At 72.9% G+C, this 20,605-nt stretch carries 19 protein-coding genes; 1 reads left to right on the top strand and 18 read right to left on the bottom strand.

Features of this window, described 5'->3' with window-relative positions:
- Positions 1 to 63 precede the first annotated feature (63 nt).
- The 16 genes from ACFYW1_RS08995 to ACFYW1_RS08920 form a co-directional block, all read right to left on the bottom strand.
- Entirely contained in the window at positions 64 to 741 is a 678-nt protein-coding gene (locus tag ACFYW1_RS08995) for a response regulator (protein ID WP_388989266.1), read from the bottom strand.
- Positions 738 to 2,084 carry a sensor histidine kinase gene (locus ACFYW1_RS08990; RefSeq protein WP_388989320.1) on the bottom strand — a complete coding sequence of 449 codons (1,347 nt, stop codon included), beginning with the start codon at positions 2,082 to 2,084 and terminating at the stop codon, positions 738 to 740. Before ACFYW1_RS08990 ends, ACFYW1_RS08995 begins: the two co-directional genes overlap by 4 nt.
- 159 nt (positions 2,085 to 2,243) lie before the next feature.
- Positions 2,244 to 3,116, bottom strand: a complete 873-nt coding sequence (locus ACFYW1_RS08985; protein WP_388989263.1) for an alpha/beta hydrolase family protein — start codon at positions 3,114 to 3,116, stop codon at positions 2,244 to 2,246.
- Between the two features lie 298 nt (positions 3,117 to 3,414).
- Positions 3,415 to 4,644, bottom strand: a complete 1,230-nt coding sequence (kynU, locus tag ACFYW1_RS08980) for a kynureninase (RefSeq protein WP_388989260.1) — start codon at positions 4,642 to 4,644, stop codon at positions 3,415 to 3,417.
- Positions 4,637 to 5,485, bottom strand: a complete 849-nt coding sequence (locus tag ACFYW1_RS08975) for a tryptophan 2,3-dioxygenase family protein (protein WP_388989257.1) — start codon at positions 5,483 to 5,485, stop codon at positions 4,637 to 4,639. Before ACFYW1_RS08975 ends, kynU begins: the two co-directional genes overlap by 8 nt.
- 224 nt (positions 5,486 to 5,709) lie before the next feature.
- Complete coding sequence (locus tag ACFYW1_RS08970) at positions 5,710 to 6,123, bottom strand: DUF3151 domain-containing protein (RefSeq protein WP_388989254.1); 414 nt, start codon at positions 6,121 to 6,123, stop codon at positions 5,710 to 5,712.
- 124 nt (positions 6,124 to 6,247) lie between these two features.
- On the bottom strand, positions 6,248 to 7,861 hold the full coding sequence (locus tag ACFYW1_RS08965; protein WP_388989251.1) for an MFS transporter: 1,614 nt from the start codon (positions 7,859 to 7,861) through the stop codon (positions 6,248 to 6,250).
- Between the two features lie 94 nt (positions 7,862 to 7,955).
- Complete coding sequence (locus ACFYW1_RS08960) at positions 7,956 to 8,792, bottom strand: ankyrin repeat domain-containing protein (protein ID WP_388989248.1); 837 nt, start codon at positions 8,790 to 8,792, stop codon at positions 7,956 to 7,958.
- Positions 8,793 to 8,799: 7 nt separating this feature from the next.
- A complete protein-coding gene (locus ACFYW1_RS08955) occupies positions 8,800 to 10,002 on the bottom strand; it encodes a MalY/PatB family protein (protein ID WP_388989245.1) in 1,203 nt (400 codons plus the stop codon).
- A gap of 150 nt (positions 10,003 to 10,152) precedes the next feature.
- On the bottom strand, positions 10,153 to 11,175 hold the full coding sequence (gene fbaA / locus ACFYW1_RS08950; protein WP_388989242.1) for a class II fructose-bisphosphate aldolase: 1,023 nt from the start codon (positions 11,173 to 11,175) through the stop codon (positions 10,153 to 10,155).
- A gap of 212 nt (positions 11,176 to 11,387) precedes the next feature.
- Positions 11,388 to 11,927 carry an orotate phosphoribosyltransferase gene (pyrE, locus tag ACFYW1_RS08945; RefSeq protein ID WP_136326594.1) on the bottom strand — a complete coding sequence of 180 codons (540 nt, stop codon included), beginning with the start codon at positions 11,925 to 11,927 and terminating at the stop codon, positions 11,388 to 11,390.
- A 109-nt stretch (positions 11,928 to 12,036) separates the two neighbouring features.
- Positions 12,037 to 12,837, bottom strand: a complete 801-nt coding sequence (locus ACFYW1_RS08940; RefSeq protein WP_388989239.1) for an aldose 1-epimerase — start codon at positions 12,835 to 12,837, stop codon at positions 12,037 to 12,039.
- A gap of 25 nt (positions 12,838 to 12,862) precedes the next feature.
- Complete coding sequence (locus ACFYW1_RS08935) at positions 12,863 to 13,981, bottom strand: hypothetical protein (protein ID WP_388989237.1); 1,119 nt, start codon at positions 13,979 to 13,981, stop codon at positions 12,863 to 12,865.
- 111 nt (positions 13,982 to 14,092) lie between these two features.
- Positions 14,093 to 15,691: a polyamine aminopropyltransferase gene (locus tag ACFYW1_RS08930; RefSeq protein ID WP_388989234.1), complete on the bottom strand. Its 1,599-nt coding sequence runs from the start codon at positions 15,689 to 15,691 to the stop codon at positions 14,093 to 14,095.
- Positions 15,692 to 15,775: 84 nt separating this feature from the next.
- On the bottom strand, positions 15,776 to 16,297 hold the full coding sequence (locus tag ACFYW1_RS08925; RefSeq protein ID WP_388989231.1) for a DUF2617 family protein: 522 nt from the start codon (positions 16,295 to 16,297) through the stop codon (positions 15,776 to 15,778).
- A gap of 465 nt (positions 16,298 to 16,762) precedes the next feature.
- Positions 16,763 to 17,053, bottom strand: coding sequence for a hypothetical protein (locus tag ACFYW1_RS08920; RefSeq protein WP_388989228.1), 291 nt, complete (start codon positions 17,051 to 17,053; stop codon positions 16,763 to 16,765).
- 144 nt (positions 17,054 to 17,197) lie between these two features.
- On the opposite strand from ACFYW1_RS08920, the gene ACFYW1_RS08915 reads away from it, so the two are divergent.
- Complete coding sequence (locus tag ACFYW1_RS08915; protein WP_388989225.1) at positions 17,198 to 18,373, top strand: pyridoxal phosphate-dependent aminotransferase; 1,176 nt, start codon at positions 17,198 to 17,200, stop codon at positions 18,371 to 18,373.
- A 209-nt stretch (positions 18,374 to 18,582) separates the two neighbouring features.
- On the opposite strand, the gene ACFYW1_RS08910 is transcribed toward ACFYW1_RS08915, so the two are convergent.
- Both ACFYW1_RS08910 and ACFYW1_RS08905 read right to left on the bottom strand, forming a co-directional pair.
- Positions 18,583 to 19,143, bottom strand: a complete 561-nt coding sequence (locus ACFYW1_RS08910) for a YbjN domain-containing protein (RefSeq protein WP_283852521.1) — start codon at positions 19,141 to 19,143, stop codon at positions 18,583 to 18,585.
- An 84-nt stretch (positions 19,144 to 19,227) separates the two neighbouring features.
- Positions 19,228 to 20,475 (bottom strand): MFS transporter, encoded by a 1,248-nt coding sequence (locus ACFYW1_RS08905; protein WP_388989317.1) that lies wholly within the window; start codon positions 20,473 to 20,475, stop codon positions 19,228 to 19,230.
- Between the last annotated feature and the right edge of the window lie 130 nt (positions 20,476 to 20,605).

Here is a 20,605-nt window from a genome sequence, read left to right as displayed (position 1 = left end):
CATTTCACGCCCCGGCCTGGCATTTCACGCCATGCCGCGTTCCGTCCCCGCCCCGTTCCGGGTTCAGGAAGGGGTGACCAGGCGGGCCTCGTACGCGAAGACGGCCGCCTGGGTGCGGTCGCGCAGGCCCAGTTTCACCAGGATGCGGCTGACGTGCGTCTTGATGGTGGACTCGGCGACCACCAGGTGCGAGGCGATCTCGGCGTTGGACCGGCCCTGCGCGATGAGCACCAGCACTTCCGTCTCGCGCTCGGTGAGGTCGCCGATCCGGGCGAGGGCGGGCGGGCGCGGGTTCTCCGCGATCTTCGAGAACTCGTTGATCAGCCGCTTGGTGACGGTCGGGGCGAGCAGCGCCTCACCGGCGGCCACCACCCGGACCCCGTCGGCGAGCTGACGGGCGGAGGCGTCCTTGAGGAGGAAGCCGGACGCCCCGGCGCGCAGCGCCTGGTACACGTACTCGTCGAGGTCGAAGGTGGTCAGCACCAGCACCTTGGCGTCCGCGTCGGCGGCCACGATCTCGCGGGTGGCCTCGATGCCGTTGAGTTCCGGCATGCGGATGTCCATCAGGACCACGTCGGGGCGCAGGGCCGCGACCTGCGCGATGGCCTGCCTGCCGTCGACGGCCTCGCCGACGACCTCGATGCCCGGCATGGCGTTGAGCAGCACCGAGAAGCCCTCGCGGACCATCATCTGGTCGTCGACGATCAGCACCCGGATGGGCGGGACGGTGGGGATGCTCATGCGTGTTCCGCCTGTCCCGACCGCCCCGTGTGCTCCGTGCGCTCCGGGTCCTTCGTGAGCTTCGTCCTCCCTGACCCGGCCCCGTGCGCCCCGTCCTGTTCCCGGGGTTCGGCGGGCTGCACGGGGATGAACGCGGTGATCTCGTAACCGCCCTCCGCCGTGGTCTCGGCCGTCATGGCGCCGTCCAGCATCGCGACCCGCTCCCGCATCCCCGTGATGCCGTGTCCGGCGCCCGGCGAGGGCTTCACCGGACCGGTCGGCGGCCCGTTGACGATCCGCAGGCCGATCCCGCCCAGCACGTAGCTGATCTCCACCCCGGCGGTGGCGCCCGGGGCGTGCCGCAGCGTGTTGCTGAGGGCCTCCTGGATGATCCGGTACGCCGACAGCTCGACGCCCTGCGGCAGCTCCCGTACCGCGCCGGTCACCGTCTTCTCGGTCTCCAGCCCCGCCTCGCGCACATTGGCGAGGAGTCCGTCGAGCTGGGCGAGGGTGGGCTGCGGGGCCTCCGGCGCCTGGTAGTCCTCGGCCCGTACGACACCGAGGACCCGGCGCAGTTCGGTGAGGGCGGCGACGGCGTTCTCCCGGATCGTGACGAACGCCTGCTCCAGCTCGGGCGGCGGGTTCTCCACCCGGTACGGGGCGGCCTCGGCCTGGATCGCGACGACCGACATGTGGTGCGCGACCACGTCGTGCAGCTCGCGGGCGATGGTGGTGCGCTCCTCCAGCAGCGTGCGCCGGTCGCGTTCCACGGCGGTCACGGTGCGCTGCACGGTCACCTCGCGCTCGGCGTCGCGCCGGATCTGCACCATGGCGACCACGAGCAGGGCGAACGCGGAGACCACGGCCATGCCCACGGTGCTCGACGTGGAATGCCCGGCCAGGTTCTCCAAGAACGTGCCGAGGAGCACCGTGAGGACCCACATCCAGGCGGCGGTGCGCGGCCGGGTCCTGGCCGCGACCACGATCAGCACGACCAGGTGCGCGAAGAAGGCGCCCGCCCCCCACGGCCATCCCTGGTCGCCGAATATCGCGGTCACCGGGGTCGTCGCGAGCGACATCCAGAACGCGCCGACCGGCCTGACCAGCGTCATCGCGACGCAGGCGGCCGGAATCACCGCGGTCATCTCCTCGATGGGGTGGCCCGACTCGGCGATCCCCAGCAGGAGGGCCATGACCGCGGTCAGCAGCACCACCGCGTGCAGCGCCCACACGGCACGTGGCCGCGCCCGCTGCGGCAGCAGCCGGACCAGCGGCCCGTCGATCCTCAGCGGCGGCATCGGACGGTAGACGAACGCATCGTGGAAAAGGGCCTGCCGGAGGCCGTTCATCGCCCCCGCGGCCATCCGGTACTCCGGGCTTCTGCTCTTGGTCTCGGTCACGTCACCACGGTAGGCGGCGGCCTCGGGCCCGGTCGTCAGCAGTGATACGGATTCCGCGCCGTCCGTCGCAAGTACTACACGCTCCTCCGCGCCGGCCTGTCACGACGTCCTGCGCCGCCCCGCTCACCAGGCCAGCTGTGCGAGCTCCTCCGCCACGACCGCGCACGCGTCCGCCACCGGGTCGATGAGGGGGAAGTGGCCGACGTCGGACAGCAGGGTCAGCCCCACCGTCTCGCCCGCCCTCGCCGCCGCGTCGACGAACGCCTCCGCGACCGCCTGCGGCACGTCCAGGTCGGCGGTGCCCTGCACCACGGTGGTCGCGATGCCGGTGGGCAGCAGCACGGCCGGGTCGACGAGCGACGCCCGCTCCTCGTGGTCCTCCGCGCGGCCCAGGAGCTGGCCGACCGCCCCCGAGCACACGTCCAGCCGCACGGCGGCGGCGAAGTCGGCGATCGGCGCGAGGGCCACGACGCCCCGCAGCGGCGGCGGCTCGGGCAGCCGCCACGGCGATCCCCCGGGCAGTACGTGGCGGGCGGCGGCCCACAGGGCCAGGTGCCCGCCGGCGGAGTGGCCGGTGAGAACGGTCCGCCCGGCGTCGGCCTCCGGGAGTTCCCGGGCCAGCAGTCCGGGCAGCGCGTCCATCGCGGCGGCGACGTCGTCGAAGGTGTCCGGCCAGCGGCCCGCGACCGGGCCGTCCTCCCCCGGTCCCGGTGTCCCGCCGCGCCGGTACTCGACGCTGGCCACGGCGAACCCGCGCCGGGCCAGGAAGTCCGCGAACGGCGACATGTGCTGCCGGTCGTACGGGGCCCGCCACGCCCCGCCGTGCAGGACGACCACCACCGGCGCACCGGCCCGGCCGTCGCGCGGGGCGTAGAAGTCGATCAGCTGGTCGGGGTGGTCCCCATAGGCGGCGGAGGCGTCGGGGGCGACGGGCGCATGCGAGAAGGCCGACTCGATCTCGGCCGCCTCCTGGACCCGCGCGGCAGAATCCGACATGGTGCTCCAACCCTCCGTCCTGTGCTCGGGCCCGGAGCGGCCCGGGGCCCGACTGGCCTGATCTGCGGGGACGGTACCAGCACGGCCGGCCCCCGTCCCGGCCGAGGAGCCGCAGCGGGAAAAGCACGGGAACCGCAGCGGGAAAAGCCCCGGAAACCGCGGCGGAAGAGCCGCAGGGCCCACGGCGGGGAAGCCCGGGAACCACGACGGAAAGAACCGCGGGGACCACGGCGGGAAAAGCACGGGCGGGGGCCGGGAGCCGCCTCGGCCCCCGACCCCCGCCCCGCCTCGAAGGACCTCAGCCCTTCTCCGCCGGCGCCTCGTCCAGGACCTCGCCCAGCACCCGCGCCGCCCGCGCCACGTCCGCGAACCCGACGTACAGCGGTGTGAAGCCGAACCGCAGCACGTCCGGCCGGCGCAGGTCGCCGACGACGCCCCGGGTGATGAGCGCGCTCATCACCCGTTCCGCGTCCGCGCAGCGCAGCGCGACCTGGCTGCCGCGTTCGGCGTGCGCGGCCGGGGTGACCGAGGTGACCCGGCCCTGCGGCACGTGTGCGGCGACGCACTCCAGGAAGAAGTCCGTCAGCGCCAGGGACTTGGCCCGCACCTCGTCGATCGACACCCCGTCCCACACGTCCAGCGATGCCTCCAGCGCCAGCATGGACAGGATGTCGGGGGTGCCGACCCGGCCCCGTACGGCACCGTCCGCCGGGGTGTAGCCGGGGGTCATGCCGAACGGGTCGGCGTGCGACGTCCACCCGGGCAGGGGCGAGTCGAAGACCCCCTGGTGGCGTTCGGCGACGTACAGGTAGGCGGGCGAACCCGGGCCGCCGTTCAGGTACTTGTACGTGCAGCCGACCGCCAGGTCCACGCCGTGCTCGTCGAGGCCCACGGGCAGGGCGCCCGCGCTGTGGCACAGGTCCCAGACCGCGACGGCGCCCGCCCCGCGCACGGCGGCGGTGAGCCCGGGCAGGTCGTGGAGCCTGCCCGTGCGGTAGTCGACGTGGTTGAGCAGCACGGCCGCGGTACGGGGACCCAGTGCGCCGGTCACCTCGGCGGGGTCGACCGGGACGAGCCGGTGGCCGGTCATCCGGGCCGCGGACCCGGCGATGTACCCGTCCGTCGGGAACGTCGTCGCGTCGACCAGGATCTCGTCGCGCCCCTCCGGCGCCAGCCGGGTCGCGGCGACGACGGCCTTGAAGACGTTCACGCTGGTGGAGTCGCCGACGACGACCTGTCCGGCGGCGGCCCCGACCAGCGGGGCGATCCGGTCGCCGACCCGTTCCGGCGCGGTCCACCAGCCGCTCTCGTCCCAGGACCGGATGCGCAGCTCGCCCCACTCGCGGGTGAGGACCTCCTGCATCCGGGCGGGCACGTGCGCGGGCAGCGCGCCGAGCGAGTTGCCGTCGAGGTAGACGGTGTCGTCGAGGGCGAACAGCTTCCGCCGTTGCGCGAGCGGATCGGCGGCGTCGAGTTCCACGGCTCGTGCGTCGAGGCCCTCGGGCGTGGTCGTGGAGGTCTCAGACATGGCTGCGCGCCGTCCACAGCTCGGGGAAGACGTTCTTCGTGGCCCGCTTCTCCAACCAGGCGACCCCGGCGGAACCGCCGGTACCGGTCTTCGAGCCCATCGCGCGCCGGGTGGCGACGAGGTGGTCGTTGCGCCAGCGCCAGACCAGCTCGCCGACGTCGGTGAGCGCCTCGCCGAGCCGGACCAGGTCCTCGTGCCGGTCGGGGTCGGCGTATATCTCCGCCCAGACGGCCTCGACCTCGGGGGACGGCTCGTACTTCTGCGTCAGGTCCCGGCCGAGGACGGACTGCGGCACGGCGTAACCCCGCCGGGCGAGCAGGGCGAGCGTCTCGTCGTACAGCCCCGGCTCGGCGAGCGCCTTCTCCAGCTCGGCGTGGACGCGGGGCGCGCCGCGGTGCGGCACGAGCATGGACGCGGACTTCTCGCCGAGCAGGAACTCCATCCGCCGGTACATGGCCGACTGGAAACCGGAACCCTCGCCGAGGGCGGACCGGTAGGAGTTGAACTGGGCGGGGGTGAGCTGGGAGAGCGGGTTCCAGGAGGCGTTGAGCGCCTCCAGTTCGCGCACCGACCGCTTGAGCGCGTCGCGCGCGACGGTCAGCCGGTCCCCGCGCAGGGCGTGCGCGGCGGTTTCCCACTCGTGGACGATGACGGTGAACCACAGCTCCATGACCTGGGTGGTGACCAGGAAGACCATCTCGCCCGGATCGTCGGAGAGAGGGTGCTGGAGGTGGGTCAGGACGTCCGCCTGGACGTAGTCCTCGTACGGGGTCGTTCCCGCGAAGTCGAGGTGCGGGGTCTGCGCACCGGTGGCTTCGGGGTCGGGGTGGATCGTCGACATTTCTGTCTCCTCGACACAAGCTTCCGGGTAGCGGTCCGCCCCTTCCGTGAGGTGATGGAGCTCCGGTCCCCTGTTCGCATACTAAACGGAGCCCGAAAAGCACGCGGACCCCGCGGACGCGCCCCTTCCGGGAGGCACGTCGCGGGGTCCGGACCGTCCGGGTACGTACGGGTACGTCCTGGGGCGATCGCGCCCCCGTACGGGTACGTCCCGGGCCTGTTCGGCTAGCCGAGGGTCTCGGCGGCGGTCGGCGAGGAGTCGCGCAGGAACGTCGTGCAGCGCTCGTACTCGTCCTGCTCGCCGATCTCCCGGGCGGCCCGCGCCAGGGCGTGCAGGGCGCGCAGGAAGCCTCGGTTCGGCTCGTGCTCGAACGGCACGGGGCCGTGGCCCTTCCAGCCGGCCCTGCGCAGCGCGTCGAGGCCGCGGTGGTAGCCGGTGCGGGCGTAGGCGTACGACTCGACGACGCGACCGCCCTCGAACGCCTCGTCGGCGAGCTGTGCCCAGGCCAGGGAGGAGGTCGGGTACTTCGCGGCGACGTCGGCGGGGGCCGTGCCGTTCGCGAGCAGCTCGCGCGGCTCCGGGTCGTCGGGCAGGTGGGTCGGGGGCGGGCCCCCGAGCAGATTCTCGTGGATCGACATGGGTTCAAGTGTGCCTGGCGCATGTGCGCCGGGGGTAGCCCGGGCAACGCTCCCGAGCCGCCGCTCGCACCACCGCCCGCGCCGGTGGTACGGGCGCGGTGACGGCCCGGCCGCACCGGCCGGTTCACGCCCCGCCCCCGCCGCTCCCGTCCCGACCGCTCCCCTCCCCGCCGCTCCCGTCCGCGTGCGACCCCCCGGGCCCTTCCCCCTCGGGTCCTGCTCTCCCGGCCCCTTCCCGCTCGGGTTCCAGCGGCGGGGCAGTGACGCCGCAGTGCACCGTGCACTCGGGCCGTGCGTGTTCCGCCTCCTCCTCGTCGGCCGGGGCCGGCCTCCCGCTCACCGCCGCCCAGGCGATCACCGCACCCAGCACGAGCAGCCCGGCGCACATCGGCATGGCCCGGCGAAAGGTCGCGGCGAACTCGTCGGCGTCCCGGTACGCCTCCGGCCCCATGCCGGTGAGCAGCGGCAGCGCGGCCACCGCGATCAGCCCGGCGGCGCGGGCGGCCGCGTTGTTGATCCCGCTGGCCAGACCGGCCCGTGCGGTGTCCACGGAGGCCAGGACCGTCGCGGTGAGCGGCGCGACCAGGGTGACGAGTCCGACGCCGAGCAGGCCGACCGCGGGCAGCACGTCGGTGAGGTAGCCGGAGACGGAGGCCGACCCCGGCCCGACCCGGGTCATCAGCAGCATCCCGGCGGCGGCGACCAGCGGGCCGACGGTGAGCGGGATCCGGGGCCCGATGCGCCGGCCCAGCTCTCCCGACGCGGCCGAGAAGAGCAGCATCAGCACGGTCGTCGGCAGCAGCGCCGTGCCCGCGCCGAGCGCCGAGTACCCGGCGACCACCTGGAGCTGGATCGCGGAGAGGAAGAAGAACCCGCCGAGCGCCGCGTACACGCAGAGGGTGATGACGTTGACGGCGGTGAACTGCCGGGACGCGAACACCGACGACGGCAGCATCGGGTTCTCCCGCCCGCGCTCCACCCGCACGAACAGCGCCCCGAGCAGGACGCCGCCGACGGCCGCCCCGACCACCGCGCCGGACGCCCCCTGCCCCGGCGCCTCGATCAGCGCGTACGTCACCAGGGCGAGGGCGAGCGCGCCGAGCACCGCCCCCAGTACGTCGAAACGCCCGTGGGCGCCCGGGTCCCGCGACTCCGGCACATGGCGCAGCGCCACCGGCACGCAGACCGCGGCGATCGGCACGTTGAGCAGGAACACCCAGCGCCAGCCGGGCCCGTCGACGAGCCAGCCGCCGACGAACGGTCCGACGGCCGCCCCGACCCCGCCGAACCCCGACCACAGGCCGACCGCGCGGGCCCGGTCGTCGGGGTGGAAGGTCGCCTGGATCAGGGCCAGCGAACCGGGGGTGAGCAGGGCCCCGCCGACGCCCTGGAGGGCCCGGGCCGCGATCAGGACGGCGGCGTTCGGCGCGAGCCCGCAGAGCACGGAAGCGGCGGCGAACCAGACCACCCCGACGACGAACACCCGCCGCCGCCCGTACCGGTCGCCGAGGGCGCCGCCGAGCAGGATCAGCCCGGCGAGCGTCAGCATGTAGGCGTTGACGGTCCATTGGAGTGCGGCCAGGCCGGTGCCGAGGTCCTCGCCGATGCGGGGCAGGGCGACGTTGATGACGGTGGAGTCCAGCATGGCCATGCTGGACCCGAGGACGGTCGTGAGGACGACCCGGCGCCCGGTGGCGGAGGCGACCCGGACGGCTCCTGTCCCTGCTGCGTCGGGCATACGAGCAGCATCGCCGCTCCGCGCCGGGAGGGCCATCGGAGAACCGGCCCCTTCCGGCCCCCTTCCCCCCTTCCCCCCTCCCCCTGTCCGGCGTTCAGCCGACCAGCGTCACGCACGGGCGGCTGCCCCCGTCGCCGTTCCACTCCACGTGGAACCCGGCGTCGCGGAACGCCCGGACGACGATTTCACCGGCCTGCTCCGTCTTCCGCGGGCTGCCGTCCGGCGCGCCCCAGAAGGCCAGGAGGAGGCGGCCCGTGTCCCGGGCGCGCCTGGCGTCCTGGCCCGTGTAGTAGCAGAACCCGACGAGGTCCCCGGGGCCGCGGTCCCGGTCGGCGGCGGCCTCGGAGCAGTCCTCGAAACCGTCCGACTGGGTGGTGCCCGCGTCGGCGAGCGTCACGAACCCCGCCGCGTCCAGCCCCGCCAGGACCTTCCCGACCCGTTTCCGCGCCGTGCGCCACTCGGTGCGCGACAGCTTCCGCTCCCGCTGCGCGTCCGCCCCGTCCGGTGCCGGAAGCTCGACCCCGGCGGCGTCCGCCAGGAGCGTGGCGACCTCCGGGACCCAGGCGTTGACGGTGACGTGGACCCCGTGGTCGTCGCGGACGTCCGGGTCCGCGCCCCGGGCCAGCAGCAGTTCGACCGCCTCGGGGGACTGCGAGAACTCGGCGGCGAGGTGGAGGGCCGTGCGCCCGTCCCTGCCGCGGTGCTCGACGGGCGCCCCCGCGTCGAGCAGGACCGCGAGGAGGGCGGCCGCACGGACCGGGTCCGCCTCCGCCCCCATCGCGGCCCGGTGCAGGAGGGTCCAGCCGTACTCGTCGGTCGCGGCGGGCTCCGTACCGGCCTCCAGGGCGGCCCGTACCGCGGCGACGTCACCGTCACGGGCGGCCTCGAACACGTCCGGCACGTCCGCGGCCGCGTTCACGGGCGCGTCCACGGGCTCGTCACCGCTCCGCCCCCGCCGCGCTCTCCCGCACCCGGCGGACGCCGCGGATCAGCGCCTCCACCCCGGCCTCCGCCTTGGACCGCGGGCACCCCACGTTCAGCCGTACGAAGCCCTCCGCCCCGTACACCCCGCCCGGCATCACCGCGACCTTCTCCTGCTCGATCAGGACCCGCTGCAACTCCTCGTCCCCGTCGATGCCCGCGGGCCGCAGATCGATCCACGCCAGGTAACCGGCCTGCGGCGGCTCCCAGCCCAGCTCCGGGAACGCCTCGTTCAGCCGCCGCTCGATCATCGCCAGGTTCCCCGCGGCATAGGCGCGGGCCGCGTCCAGCCACGCCCCGCCCTCCCGGTAGGCGGCTATGTGCGCGGTCAGCGACAGCACCGCCGGGGAGGCGAGCCCCTCGGCCGTCTCCATCCGGCGCAGGAACTCCGCCCGGTCGGCGGGATCGCCGATCAGCCCGTACGAACCGGTCAGCGCCGGGAAGTTGAACGCCTTCGAAGCGGAGGTGACCAGCGCCCAGCGGCCCTCGCCGGCGACCCTCGTCCACGGCACGTGCACATGCCCCTCGTGCACGAAGTCCGCGTGTATCTCGTCGCTGATCACCGCGACCCCGTGCCGCGCGGCGAGCGACGCCATCTCGCCCAGTTCGTCCTCGGTCCACACCCGGCCCGTCGGATTGTGCGGCGAGCACAGGACCAGGACCCTGCTGTCGGGGCGGGCCAGTTCACGTTCCAGCGCGGCCCGGTCCCCCACCGGCACGCCCCGCAGCTCCCGCCCGAGCCCGGTGACCGCCTTGCGGAAACCGTCGTACGTGGGGGTGTGGACGACCACCCCGTCGCCCTCGGCCGACCACATCTGGAGCAGCTGCGAGAGCTGGCTGAGCACGGAGGGCCCGTACACCAGCAGGTCGGTGTCCACCTCCGTGCCGTGCCGGGTCGCGTACCAGTGGGCTATCGCCGCGCGGAAGTCGCCCAGCCGCCAGTCCGTGTAGCCGAACACCCCGTGGCCGATGCGGTCCCGCAGCGCGCCCAGCACCTCCGGGGCGGTCTCGAAGTCCATGTCGGAGATGGTGAACGGCAGCAGTCCGTCCACCCCGAAACGGTCCGCGACCCCGTCCCACTGGACGCACCAGGTGCCCCTGCGGTCGACGACGGTGTCGAAGTCGTAGTCGTGGTCGTGACGGTCATGGTCATGGCGCACACCGGAACTCACAGCACTCCCTCACACACTCTTTCGAAACACGGTCCCCGGACCGGTCGGATCCCCGGGAACACCTTCCCGGAAACACACCGCGGGCCCGGCACCCCGAGGGGGTACCGGGCCCGCGGCCACGCCTCGTACCGGTCGCGCCTACTTCAGCCGGGTGCCGGTGGAACGCAGGTTGGCGCAGGCCTCCGTGACGCGCTTCGCCATGCCCGCCTCGGCGGACTTGCCCCAGCTGCGCGGGTCGTAGACCTTCTTGTTGCCGACCTCGCCGTCGACCTTCAGCACACCGTCGTAGTTGCGGAACACGTGGTCCACGATCGGGCGGGTGAAGGCGTACTGGGTGTCGGTGTCGAGGTTCATCTTCACGACGCCGTTCTCCAGCGCGGTGGCGATCTCCTGCTCGGTGGAGCCGGAACCGCCGTGGAAGACGAAGTCGAACGGGGACGTCTTGTTGTACTTGGCGCCGACCCCCTCCTGGAGGTCCTTCAGCAGCTCGGGACGGAGCACGACATTGCCCGGCTTGTAGACGCCGTGGACGTTGCCGAAGGAGGCGGCCAGCAGGTAGCGGCCCTTCTCGCCCAGGCCGAGCGCCTCGGCGGTGCGCAGCGCGTCGTCGACGGTGGTGTACAGCTCGTCGTTGATCTCGTGCGAGACGCCGTCCTCCTCGCCGCCGGTCGGGGTGATCTCGACCTCAAGGATGATCTTGGCGGCGGCGGCCTTGGCCAGCAGCTCCTGACCGATGGCCAGGTTGTCGGCCAGGGTCTCGGCCGAACCGTCCCACATGTGGGACTGGAACAGCGGGTTCTCGCCGCGGGCCACGCGCTCGGCGGAGATGTCGAGCAGCGGACGCACGTAGCCGTCCAGCTTGTCCTTCGGGCAGTGGTCGGTGTGCAGCGCGACCGAGATGTCGTACTTGGCGGCGACGATGTGCGCGAACTCGGCCAGGGCGACGGCGCCCGTGACCATGTCCTTGTTGTACTGGCCGCCCAGGAATTCCGCACCGCCGGTGGAGATCTGGACGATGCCGTCGCTCTCCGCCTCCGCGAAGCCGCGCAGTGCAGCGTGCAGGGTCTGGGTCGACGTCACGTTGATGGCCGGGTAGGCGAACTTCCCTGCCTTCGCCCGGTCGAGCATCTCGGCGTAGACCTCGGGGGTTGCGATGGGCATGTGTCCGCTCCTTGGGATATGCGGGTGTGCGTGCTGGTTCCCTGACCTGGGGGCGACATCATCGTCGCCCCCATCTTCCCAGACTCTCGCCGCGGCTCCACCCGACCCGTCCCCCGACTGCTCCGGCCGGCGCGCGGCGGGCATGCGAAAGGGGTGGGGGGTTTCACGTGAAACCCCCCACCCCCGAAAGAAGCCCCAGGTCAGACCTGGTATCAGGCGAGATCGAGGTCGGCCACCGAGTAGACGTGGACATACGGGAGGCCCGCCTCGGCGATGGCCGGGGCCGCGCCCCGCTCCACGATCACGGCGACGGCGACGACCTCACCGCCGGCCTCGCGCACCGCCTCGACGGCGGTCAGCGGCGAACCGCCGGTGGTCGAGGTGTCCTCGACCACCAGACAGCGGCGGCCCTTCACGTCCGTGCCCTCGATGCGGCGCTGCATCCCGTGCGCCTTCTGCGCCTTGCGGACGACGAACGCGTCCAGCTCCTGCCCGCGTGCGGCGGAGGCGTGCAGCATCGACGTGGCGACCGGGTCGGCGCCCAGCGTCAGCCCGCCCACGCAGTCGTAGTCCAGCTCGGCGGTGGCGTCGAGCATGACCTGACCGACCATCGGAGCGGCCTTGCCGTCCAGCGTGATGCGGCGCAGGTCGATGTACCAGTCGGCCTCAAGACCCGAGGAGAGGGTCACCTTGCCGTGTACCACGGCCTTGTCCTTGATCTGCTGGAGCAGCTCAGCACGTACGTCAGTCATGGCTACGAGCTTAAGCCGCCCCTGTCGCACCCCACGCCCACCGCGCGTACCGGACCGAAGGCCCCGCGCCGTCGCGCCGTCGCGCCCGGACGGTGACCGTCGTACCGGGTCAGAGCCTGCGCCAGCTCCAGGTCGTCGCGATCTCCAGCGGGTCGATCGGGGTGACGAGCCGGGGCATGGTGTTCAGCCCGTTCGGCGGTCCGGACTGCGGTTCCACGCAGACCGCCTCGTCCTGCTCGTCGTAGACCACGACCCACTCGGACCGGCTCTTCACGGTCAGCTCCAGCTGCTCCGGCCAGGTGAGTGTCACCTCGACGCCGTCCGGCATCCCGAAGCAGTCGTCCCACGGGCCGGGCAGGGGCGGGATGCGACGGCCGGTCGGCAGGTGGTCGTCGCCCCGCTCCTCCTGCCACTGCGCGTCGAAGCTCAGCCGTACGTCCTCGCCACCGTCGCCGAGGTTGCGCAGGAACCAGGGGTGCCAGCCGGCCTGCGCCGGGAAGGAGTCCCCGTACGTCTCGATGCCGAAGGCCAGCGTGAGGGAGTCCTCGGCCAGTTCGAAGGTCTGGGTCACCCGGCCCGGGTACGGCCAGGGGTCGGTGAGGTCGTAGTAGAACGAGGCGTCCCGCTCGCCGGTCCGGGCGGTGCGCCAGGCGGTGTCCCGGCCGGTGCCGTGGATGGCGTGCGGCGGGGAGTTCAGCGGCAGCCGGTGGGGGACGTCGCCGTTGTGGAACAGTCCGTACCCGGTGCGCCCGCACCACGGCACCATCGGGAAACAGCCGTACCGCTCCCCCTGCCGCAGCAGTTCGGTGCCGCCGATGCGCAGGCTGTCGATACGACAGCCGTTGGCGGGATTCACGGTCAACTCTGCGTCGCCGACGGACAGCCGGACGTCCTTCTCGCTGCTACTCACCCGCCCGAGATTACTGGCGTCGCGCCTACCTCCGCCGCCGCAGCGCACGGCCGACCACCACGGCGGAGGCCAGCGCGAGCGCGGCGGCCGGGGCGACCCAGCGGAGCGTGGCGCTCCTGGTGGTCGAATCGGGTGACGGCACGGGGGCGTACCGGCCGCGCGGCGGCGCGTGGTCGACCTCCTCGGCACTGCGGCCGATCATCGTGCGCCTGGCGTGGGCAGCCTCCGCCGGGGGAGTCTCGGGTTCGGGGAACTCCTCGTCCGCGTCGGGGTCGAGGGAGGGCGGGGGAACGGGCGCGTCGAAGACCGAACCGGTGCCCGGCACATTCCCCGCGCCGCCGGCACTCCCCTCGTCCCCGGCGTCCTCCGCGCCCCTGGCACTCCCGGGGTCGTCGGTGCTTCCGGTGCTCCCGGGGCCCTTGGCGTTCTCGGAACTCCCGGTCGAGGGCGCCTCGTCCGCGGTGGCGTCGTGCGTGGGCGGGATGTCGTCGTCGACCCCGGGCACGATGTCCCGGGCGGGGCCCGCCCCGGTCGTGTCGGCCTCCTCGGCCCCCTCCTCGATGGCCTGTTCCACGGCCTCGCCGACGGACCGCTCGACCTCCCCGAGCGCCTCGGCGTCCCGTGCGCCGCCGGGCGCCTCCCCGGTATCGGCAGGCCCTTCCCCGTCGTCCGGTTCCCCGGACGCCAGCGTCTCCGTCACGAGCTGCTGGGCGAACCGGTCCAGCAGGCGGCGGCCCGCGGCGAGCGCCGCCGCCGCATCCAGGTCCAGGAGCCGGCCGTCGCCGCCGACCGTGCCCGTGAAGCCGATCGCCGTGCCGCCGTCCCGCTCGGTCAGGTCGATCGTCAGGGTCAGCTTCGCCGAGCCGCCGCCCCTGGCCTCGGCCCCCTCGCCCGTCACCAGGATCTCGGCGGGCCCGTGCGCCCCCTCCGAACCGCCGTCCCGCGGGGCGTCGGTGAGTCTCAGGGTGCCGCGGTACGTGATCGTGTGGCCGTCCACCCGGACCTTGAGCCGGCCGGACAGCGGCCCCGCGGACGCCTCGGCGTCCTGTTGCAGCCCCGGCACGCAGCGCGCGACGCGGGTCGGGTCGCCCAGCGTCTGCCGGAGGGACGGGGCCGGAACCGGAACGAACACCTCATGCTCCATGAAAACCGAGCCTACTCAGCCCCGGCCCTCACGTCAGCGGTTCCGCCCCGCGGGACCGCCCCCGCCCGCCCCCCGGGCCCCCTTCCGGACCTGGCCAGGAAGGCCCCGCCCTCACCGGTCCTCCCAGTACCTCGGGTGCACCAGCGTCGACGGCGGCAGGCCCGGGAGCCGCGCCTCCTCCGCCTCCCGCCCCGCGTCCTTCAGCGTCCGCGCCGTCAACGAGTACGGCTCCGGCGCCCCCGGGGCCGGGCCCAGCTCCGGCGCCCGCCCCGCCCCGGCGAGGACGAAGCCCCAGTCGCGCACGGCCTGGGTCCGGCGGGTGGCCCGGTCGGGACCGGCCTCGAAATCGGAGAGCCGGCCGCCGATCAGGTACGGGCGGGTGTGCAGCCCCGCCTCCCGCATCGACGCCTCCACCGTCCAGTACGTGTGCGGCCGGGACACCGCCGGTCCGCCGTGCACCACCACCCGGCCGCCGGGCGTGAGGACCCTCGCGACCAGGCCGTAGAACTCCGCCGAGTACAGCTTCGTGCTGGCGGAGATCCCGGGGTCGGGCAGGTCCGAGATCACCACGTCGTAGCGGTCGCGCGCCGCCCGCAGCCAGGTGAAGGCGTCGGCGGTGACGGCCGTGAGCCGCGGATCGCGGTACGCGTGGCCGTTCAGCTCCGAGAGCGCCGGGTCGGTCCGGGCCAACCGGGTGACCCCGGAGTCGAGCTCGACCAGGGTGACCCCGCGCACGTCCGAATGGCGCAGCACCTCCCGGGCGGCGAGGCCGTCGCCCCCGCCCAGGATCAGGACCCGGGCGTGCGGCCCGTTCATCGCCGGGTGGACCAGCGCCTCGTGGTAGCGGTGCTCGTCGCGCGCGCTGACCCGCAGCCGCCCGTCCAGGTACAGGTGCAGGGAACCGCGGCCCGACCCCGTCAGCACGACCTCCTGCACCTCGGTCTGCACCGCGACCCGCACCCCGTCCCCGTACACCGCGCGCCGCGCCGCCCGCTCGAAGTCGTCGACCAGCACGGTGGTGAGGGCCAGGACGGCGATCACCGCCGCGTTGGCCACGATCAGCAGCAGCCGGGAGCCCGGGGTGAGGTCCCGCCGGAACACCCACAGCACCAGCGCCCCGCCCGCCGCCGCGTTGATCGCGCCGGTGAGCAGCGCCCCGGTCAGCTGGCCCAGCATCGGCAGCAGCAGGAAGGGGAAGGCGAGCCCGCCGACCAGCGCGCCCACGTAGTCGGCGGCGAACAGGTCCGCCACGGTGCCGCCCGCGTCCTGCCGGTCGACGCGCTGGATCAGGGTCATCAGCAGCGGGATCTCCGCACCGATCAGGACGCCGATCGTGAACGAGAAGCCGACCAGGGCGAGCCGCGACTCCCCGATCCAGGCGAACGAGGCGTACAGCACGAGCGCCGAGAAACCGCCGATGAGCGCGAGCGCCGTCTCGATCAGCCCGAACCCCACCGCGGCATGACTGCGCAAACGTTTCGCGAGGAGCGAGCCGACCCCCATCGCGAACACCATCACGGAGAGCACGATGGACGCCTGGGTGACCGAATCGCCGATCAAGTAGGAGGCGAGCGCCACCAGTTCGAGTTCGTACACCAGACCGCAGGCCGCGCAGACGAAGACGGCGGCCAGCACGAGAAACCGACCGGTTCTTGGTCGCACGGGAAGACGTGCCGCGCCCCCTCGCAGCGAAACCTGCTGGTCGATCATGACGCGAACGCTACGTCACGAAAGCGTGGCAGCCTGTCACCCACAAGGGTGTAAGTGGCTTACCCGTAACGGAGTTGGGGCGTTTCAGAGCGCCGCGGCGGGCTTCCGCACACCCATCCTGGTGCGCGTCACCACCAGCTGCCCCTCCTGGGGGTACGCGTGCCAGGTGCGCCACCGCACCTGGCCCTCCGTCCGCTGGGCGAGCATGGCGGTGAAGGCGTGCGGGCTGCCGGGGAACGTACCGGCGAGGCCGTGGGGGTGGTCGGCCACCAGCGCGAGGAGCTCCTGCGCGCGCCCGGCGAAGGAGCCCTCCGAGAGGGTCTCGACGCGCGCCGCGAATTCGTACTCCCACTCGCCGAGGCGTTTGGACACGCCGAGCGGCAGCGGGGTCCTGCTGCCGGGGATGCACGCCACGGTTTCGGAGCAGGTGCCGCTCTTCTCCTCCAGAAGCACCTGGTGGGAGGCGCCGAGCAGGCGCATCTGCATCCTGGCGCCCGCGAGTTCGAGGTCGAGCACCGCCAGGGCGGGGAGCGGTTCGCGCCCCAGTGCCCAGGCCAGGTCGGCAGCACGGGTGTCGGAGTAGGCCGTCTGGAGGGTCGTGAGCATGGGTCGGCTCCGCAAAGGCAGGCATGGACACATGGACAGGGGACGCCTCGACGCGATGCACGCGGGGTTTATAGCGCCCGATCAGGTCCAACTGGGGTCCGAGGGCTGGATGTTCTCTCAAACGAGGGAATCACGGATAAGCCGTATCCACAGCGTTTTTACCCAACTTGCCGTGCTTTCCCTCCCCTCGGGGTCTCTTCGGATACGTGTTCACCGGTGACCCACGAAATGCCCAACAAAAAGGTGTCCGGCGGGAGTTCATCCACCGGACACCTGTCACACCTCGAACACCCGCCACGCGCCGACCACGCGGACCCGGACCGTCCGGCTCCGCCACCCGGCCCCCGACGTCAACTTCCCGACGTCAACTTCCCGACGTCAACCCCCGGGGCGCTCCTCCGCCCCAGGGGTGATGCCGCCCCGTACCGGAGAACGGTCCCGTCGCGAAGAGCGGTCCCCTGCCGGTCAGCTGCCGCCGCCGCAGCCGCCCCCGCCACCACCGCCACCGCCACCGCAGGACGAGCCGCCGCCGCAGGAGGAACTGCCGCCGCACGAGGAGCCACCGCCGCTCCCGCAGGACGAACTCCCGTTGTTGCCGCCGGCCCACCAGCTGTCCCCGCCCGAACGGCGCCGCTTGTTGCGCCCCCGCGCACCCGACCGGGCCACCGCCTTCGGCTTCTTCCTCCCCTTCACCACGATCGAGACGACCGTCCCGACCAGAGCGACCACGATGACTATTTCGACGAATTCCTTCACCGACCCCACGCCTTTCTTCCCCCGAAGCGAGGTCCCCCCGCTTCCGCGCGTTCTTCGCTTCCTGCGTGACCGGGGGATTCCCCCGCCCCCGAACGGCCAAAGCAGACTTGAGCAACTCCAGAGCTTGCGCGCAGGATGGCCGCCATGACACAGGGACGACCGCTGCTCAACCGCCGCCTCGCGGAGTTCGGTACGACGATCTTCGCGGAGATGTCGGCGCTCGCCGTACGGACCGGTTCCATCAACCTCGGCCAGGGCTTTCCCGACACCGACGGCCCGGAGGAGGTCCGGGAGGCCGCGGTCCGGGCCCTGCGCGACGGGCGCGGCAACCAGTACCCGCCCGGCCCCGGCGTCCCCGAGCTGCGCACCGCGATCGCCGACCACCAGCAGCGGCGCTACGGTCTGGTCCACGACCCCGACACCGAGGTCCTGGTCACCGCCGGTGCCACCGAGGCCATCGCCGCCTCCCTGCTGGCCCTGCTGGAACCCGGGGACGAGGTCATCGCCCTGGAGCCGTACTACGACTCGTACGCCGCCTGCATCGCCATGGCGGGCGCCACCCGCGTCCCCGTGACCCTGCGCCCCGAGCCGGCCACGCGCACCTACCGGCTCGACCTCGACGAGCTGCGCGCCGCCGTCACCCCCCGCACCCGGCTGATCCTGCTCAACACCCCGCACAATCCCACCGGCACCGTCCTCACCCGCGAGGAACTCGGCGCGATCGCCGCACTCGCCGTCGAGCGCGACCTCCTCGTCGTCACCGACGAGGTCTACGAGCACCTGGTCTTCGAGGGCGAGCACCTCCCGCTCGCCTCGTTCCCCGGCATGCGCGAGCGCACCGTCACCATCGGCTCGGCCGGCAAGACCTATTCGTTCACGGGCTGGAAGGTCGGCTGGATCACCGCGAGCCCCGAACTGGTGGGCGCGGTCCGCTCGGCGAAGCAGTTCCTGACGTACGTGTCGTCCGGCCCGTTCCAGTACGCGGTCGCCGAGGCCCTGCGCCTGCCCGACAGCTACTACGACACGCTGCGCGCCGAACTGCGCGCCGGGCGGGACCTGCTGAGCGACGGGCTCACCGAGGCGGGCTTCGAGGTGTACCGCCCGGCCGGGACGTACTTCGTCACCACCGACATCCGCCCGCTCGGCGAGGGCGACGGCTTCGCCTTCTGCCGGGCGCTGCCCGAACGCTGCGGGGTCGTCGCCATCCCGAACGCGGTCTTCTACGACCACCGTGAACAGGGCGCGCCCTTCGTACGGTTCGCCTTCTGCAAGCGGAAGAGCGTGCTGGAAGAGGCGGTGGACCGCCTCAAGCGGCTGTAGCGGCCCCGGGACGCACGAGGCCCGCCCCGCGCCGGTCACGGGTCCCACCCTGCGGAGCGCGGACCGCGCACCGGCCTCGCGGAGACCTGGAATCCCCTGGCGGGAGCGGGTTTCCGAGCGCCGGGAAGGGGCCGGGAACGCGAGGAGCCCGGCCGGGCGGTGGTCGCTGGACCACCGTCCGGTCCGGGCTCTCGGGGGCCGGGCCGGGCTCAGGCGTCGGGAGCGGCCTGCTCCGTGCCGTCCGTCTTCTCCTCGGCCGGCGTCAGGCCGAGCCGGTCCTTCAGCCACTTGTCGAACTCGATCGAGGCGCGCACCCAGCTGACCGTCGACGAGACGAAGTGCTCCAGGCTGACGCCCGTACCGATGAGCATCTGGGCCTCGCCGATCAGGCGGACCGAGACCTCGGTGTCCTCGGCGCCCTCCTCGGGCTCGTGGGTGTGCGTGTAGACCTTGGGCCACAGGGTGCGGCGGTTCCAGTCGTCGATCGCGTCGAGCAGGACCGGGCGCTGGTCCGCGGCGTGCGGGAAGTCGTAGAACGTACGGACCGAGAAGACCTGCTGCTCGTCCTCGCCGCGGAACATGAAGTACGTGCGGAAGTCCTCCCACGGCGCCGCGAGGTCACCCTCGTCGTCGACGACGTACTTCAGCTCCATCTGGTCCAGGAGCTGCTTGACGAGGTCCTGGTCGGGGACGACGGGGCCCTCCGGTCCTGCGGCCTGCGGTTCGGGCTGGCCCCCGAAATTCGGAATCGAGGACGGATCGATAGACATCGCTGAGTACTCCTGTGAATCGCTCGCGGTTTCCTTCCGACCGACCCTAGCCGCGTTTCGCCGCCAGGTGGGGCCAGGGTCTGCCTATGCCCCCGCCTTCCGGGGAACCGTCTGCGCGTCGGTCGCCCGCGCCCGTGACCAGGCGGCGGCGGCGAGGATCGCGCACAGCACCCCGAGGAGTCCGGACGCGCCGATGGTGTTCGCCGACGAGCCGGTCAGCTCCGTCGCCACGCCTCCGAGGGCGACGCCGATCCCCTGCATGGCGGTGACCCCCGACCTGGCCAGCCCCAGCGCCTGGCCGCGCTGGTCGACCGGTGTCAGGAGTACGAAAGTGGCTCCGGCGGTGATCTGGTAGGCGGAGCACACCCCGGCCACCAGCAGCAGGAACATGGCCGCGCCGACGCCGGGATCGAGCCAGTAGGCGACCAGGGGCAGATTGGCCCCGATCGCCAGCGGCCCGAGCAGCCGGCGCCGCGACTCGTCGCCGACCCCGGCCCGCCCCAACAGGGCCGCTCCCAGCACCATTCCCGCCGGATGCGAGGCGAGCAGGAGTCCCACCGAGTACGCGCCGCCGCCGGCCTCGTCCGCGAACGGGGCGGCCAGCCCCTCCGGCAGGACGACGAACCCCGCGAGCCACCCCAGCGCGAGCAGCGAACGGAGTCTGCGGTCCGACCAGATCAGCCCGGCCGCGCCCCCGACCTGTGCGCCGAGCCGCTTCTTGCGGGCGTCGGCACTCGCCGCGGGGCGGGCCTGCACGCCGAACCTGACCAGCATCGCGGAGAGGAGGAAGGTCAGCGCGTTCACGCCCAGCGAGAGGTTGCTGCCCAGCCACGCGGCCAGCAGACCTCCGCCGGCGAAGCCGACCAGCTGCCCGGTCTGGTGGGTGATCTGCATGACCCGCTGGCCGCGTTCGTACCGCTCGGTGCCGAGCACGGTGGGCAGCAGCGCGCCCTGGGCGGCACCGAAGGGCGCCTCGGCCAGCTGCGCCAGCACCAGCAGCCCCGCGAGCAGCGGCAGGGGCATCCCGGGCAGGGCCATCAGCCCGACCAGCACCATCCGCACGAGGTCGCAGCTGATCATGACCGTACGCCGGGGGAACCGGTCCGCCAGGCCGGACAGGAGCACCCCGGACAGCAGCGCGGGCAAGGTGGTCAGCGCGTAGGTCGCCGCGGTCCATCCCGGCGAGTCGGTGCGTTCGAACACGAGCAACGACAGGGCCACGCGTGCCAGCTGATCACCCAGGATCGACTGGGCATAAGCAGCCCAAAGGGCACGGAATTCGCCAAGGTGAAAGAGATTGTCCGATCCGGGCTTTTCAGCCCCCGAATTCATCTCATCGCCTATCCGCTCATTCATGCGGGCACGCTACCGACTGCCGAATTCACCCCCCAACCACACCTGTGGACCGACCATGACGGGCGCCGCGAGGTGTCCTGATTATGCGCGCGGCGCCGGGCGGAAG

Origin of the sequence: Streptomyces sp. NPDC002669 (assembly GCF_042889165.1) — a bacterium.
Taxonomy (GTDB): Bacteria; Actinomycetota; Actinomycetes; order Streptomycetales; family Streptomycetaceae; genus Streptomyces.
Note: the sequence above shows the minus strand (reverse complement) of the source record. Positions and strands in the feature narration are given on the sequence as shown.

Excerpts from the sequence above, each read along its gene's own strand:
- ACFYW1_RS08990 (WP_388989320.1), bottom strand. The coding sequence starts at position 2,084 with ATGGCCGCGGGGGCGATGAACGGCCTCCGGCAGGCCCTTTTCCACGAT.
- ACFYW1_RS08965 (WP_388989251.1), bottom strand. The coding sequence starts at position 7,861 with ATGCCCGACGCAGCAGGGACAGGAGCCGTCCGGGTCGCCTCCGCCACC.
- ACFYW1_RS08935 (WP_388989237.1), bottom strand. The coding sequence starts at position 13,981 with ATGGAGCATGAGGTGTTCGTTCCGGTTCCGGCCCCGTCCCTCCGGCAG.
- ACFYW1_RS08970 (WP_388989254.1), bottom strand. The coding sequence starts at position 6,123 with ATGTCGATCCACGAGAATCTGCTCGGGGGCCCGCCCCCGACCCACCTG.
- ACFYW1_RS08915 (WP_388989225.1), top strand. The coding sequence starts at position 17,198 with ATGACACAGGGACGACCGCTGCTCAACCGCCGCCTCGCGGAGTTCGGT.
- pyrE (WP_136326594.1), bottom strand. The coding sequence starts at position 11,927 with ATGACTGACGTACGTGCTGAGCTGCTCCAGCAGATCAAGGACAAGGCC.
- ACFYW1_RS08995 (WP_388989266.1), bottom strand. The coding sequence starts at position 741 with ATGAGCATCCCCACCGTCCCGCCCATCCGGGTGCTGATCGTCGACGAC.
- ACFYW1_RS08910 (WP_283852521.1), bottom strand. The coding sequence starts at position 19,143 with ATGTCTATCGATCCGTCCTCGATTCCGAATTTCGGGGGCCAGCCCGAA.
- kynU (WP_388989260.1), bottom strand. The coding sequence starts at position 4,644 with ATGTCTGAGACCTCCACGACCACGCCCGAGGGCCTCGACGCACGAGCC.
- ACFYW1_RS08925 (WP_388989231.1), bottom strand. The coding sequence starts at position 16,297 with ATGCTCACGACCCTCCAGACGGCCTACTCCGACACCCGTGCTGCCGAC.
- ACFYW1_RS08975 (WP_388989257.1), bottom strand. The coding sequence starts at position 5,485 with ATGTCGACGATCCACCCCGACCCCGAAGCCACCGGTGCGCAGACCCCG.
- ACFYW1_RS08985 (WP_388989263.1), bottom strand. The coding sequence starts at position 3,116 with ATGTCGGATTCTGCCGCGCGGGTCCAGGAGGCGGCCGAGATCGAGTCG.
- fbaA (WP_388989242.1), bottom strand. The coding sequence starts at position 11,175 with ATGCCCATCGCAACCCCCGAGGTCTACGCCGAGATGCTCGACCGGGCG.
- ACFYW1_RS08905 (WP_388989317.1), bottom strand. The coding sequence starts at position 20,475 with ATGAATTCGGGGGCTGAAAAGCCCGGATCGGACAATCTCTTTCACCTT.
- ACFYW1_RS08930 (WP_388989234.1), bottom strand. The coding sequence starts at position 15,691 with ATGATCGACCAGCAGGTTTCGCTGCGAGGGGGCGCGGCACGTCTTCCC.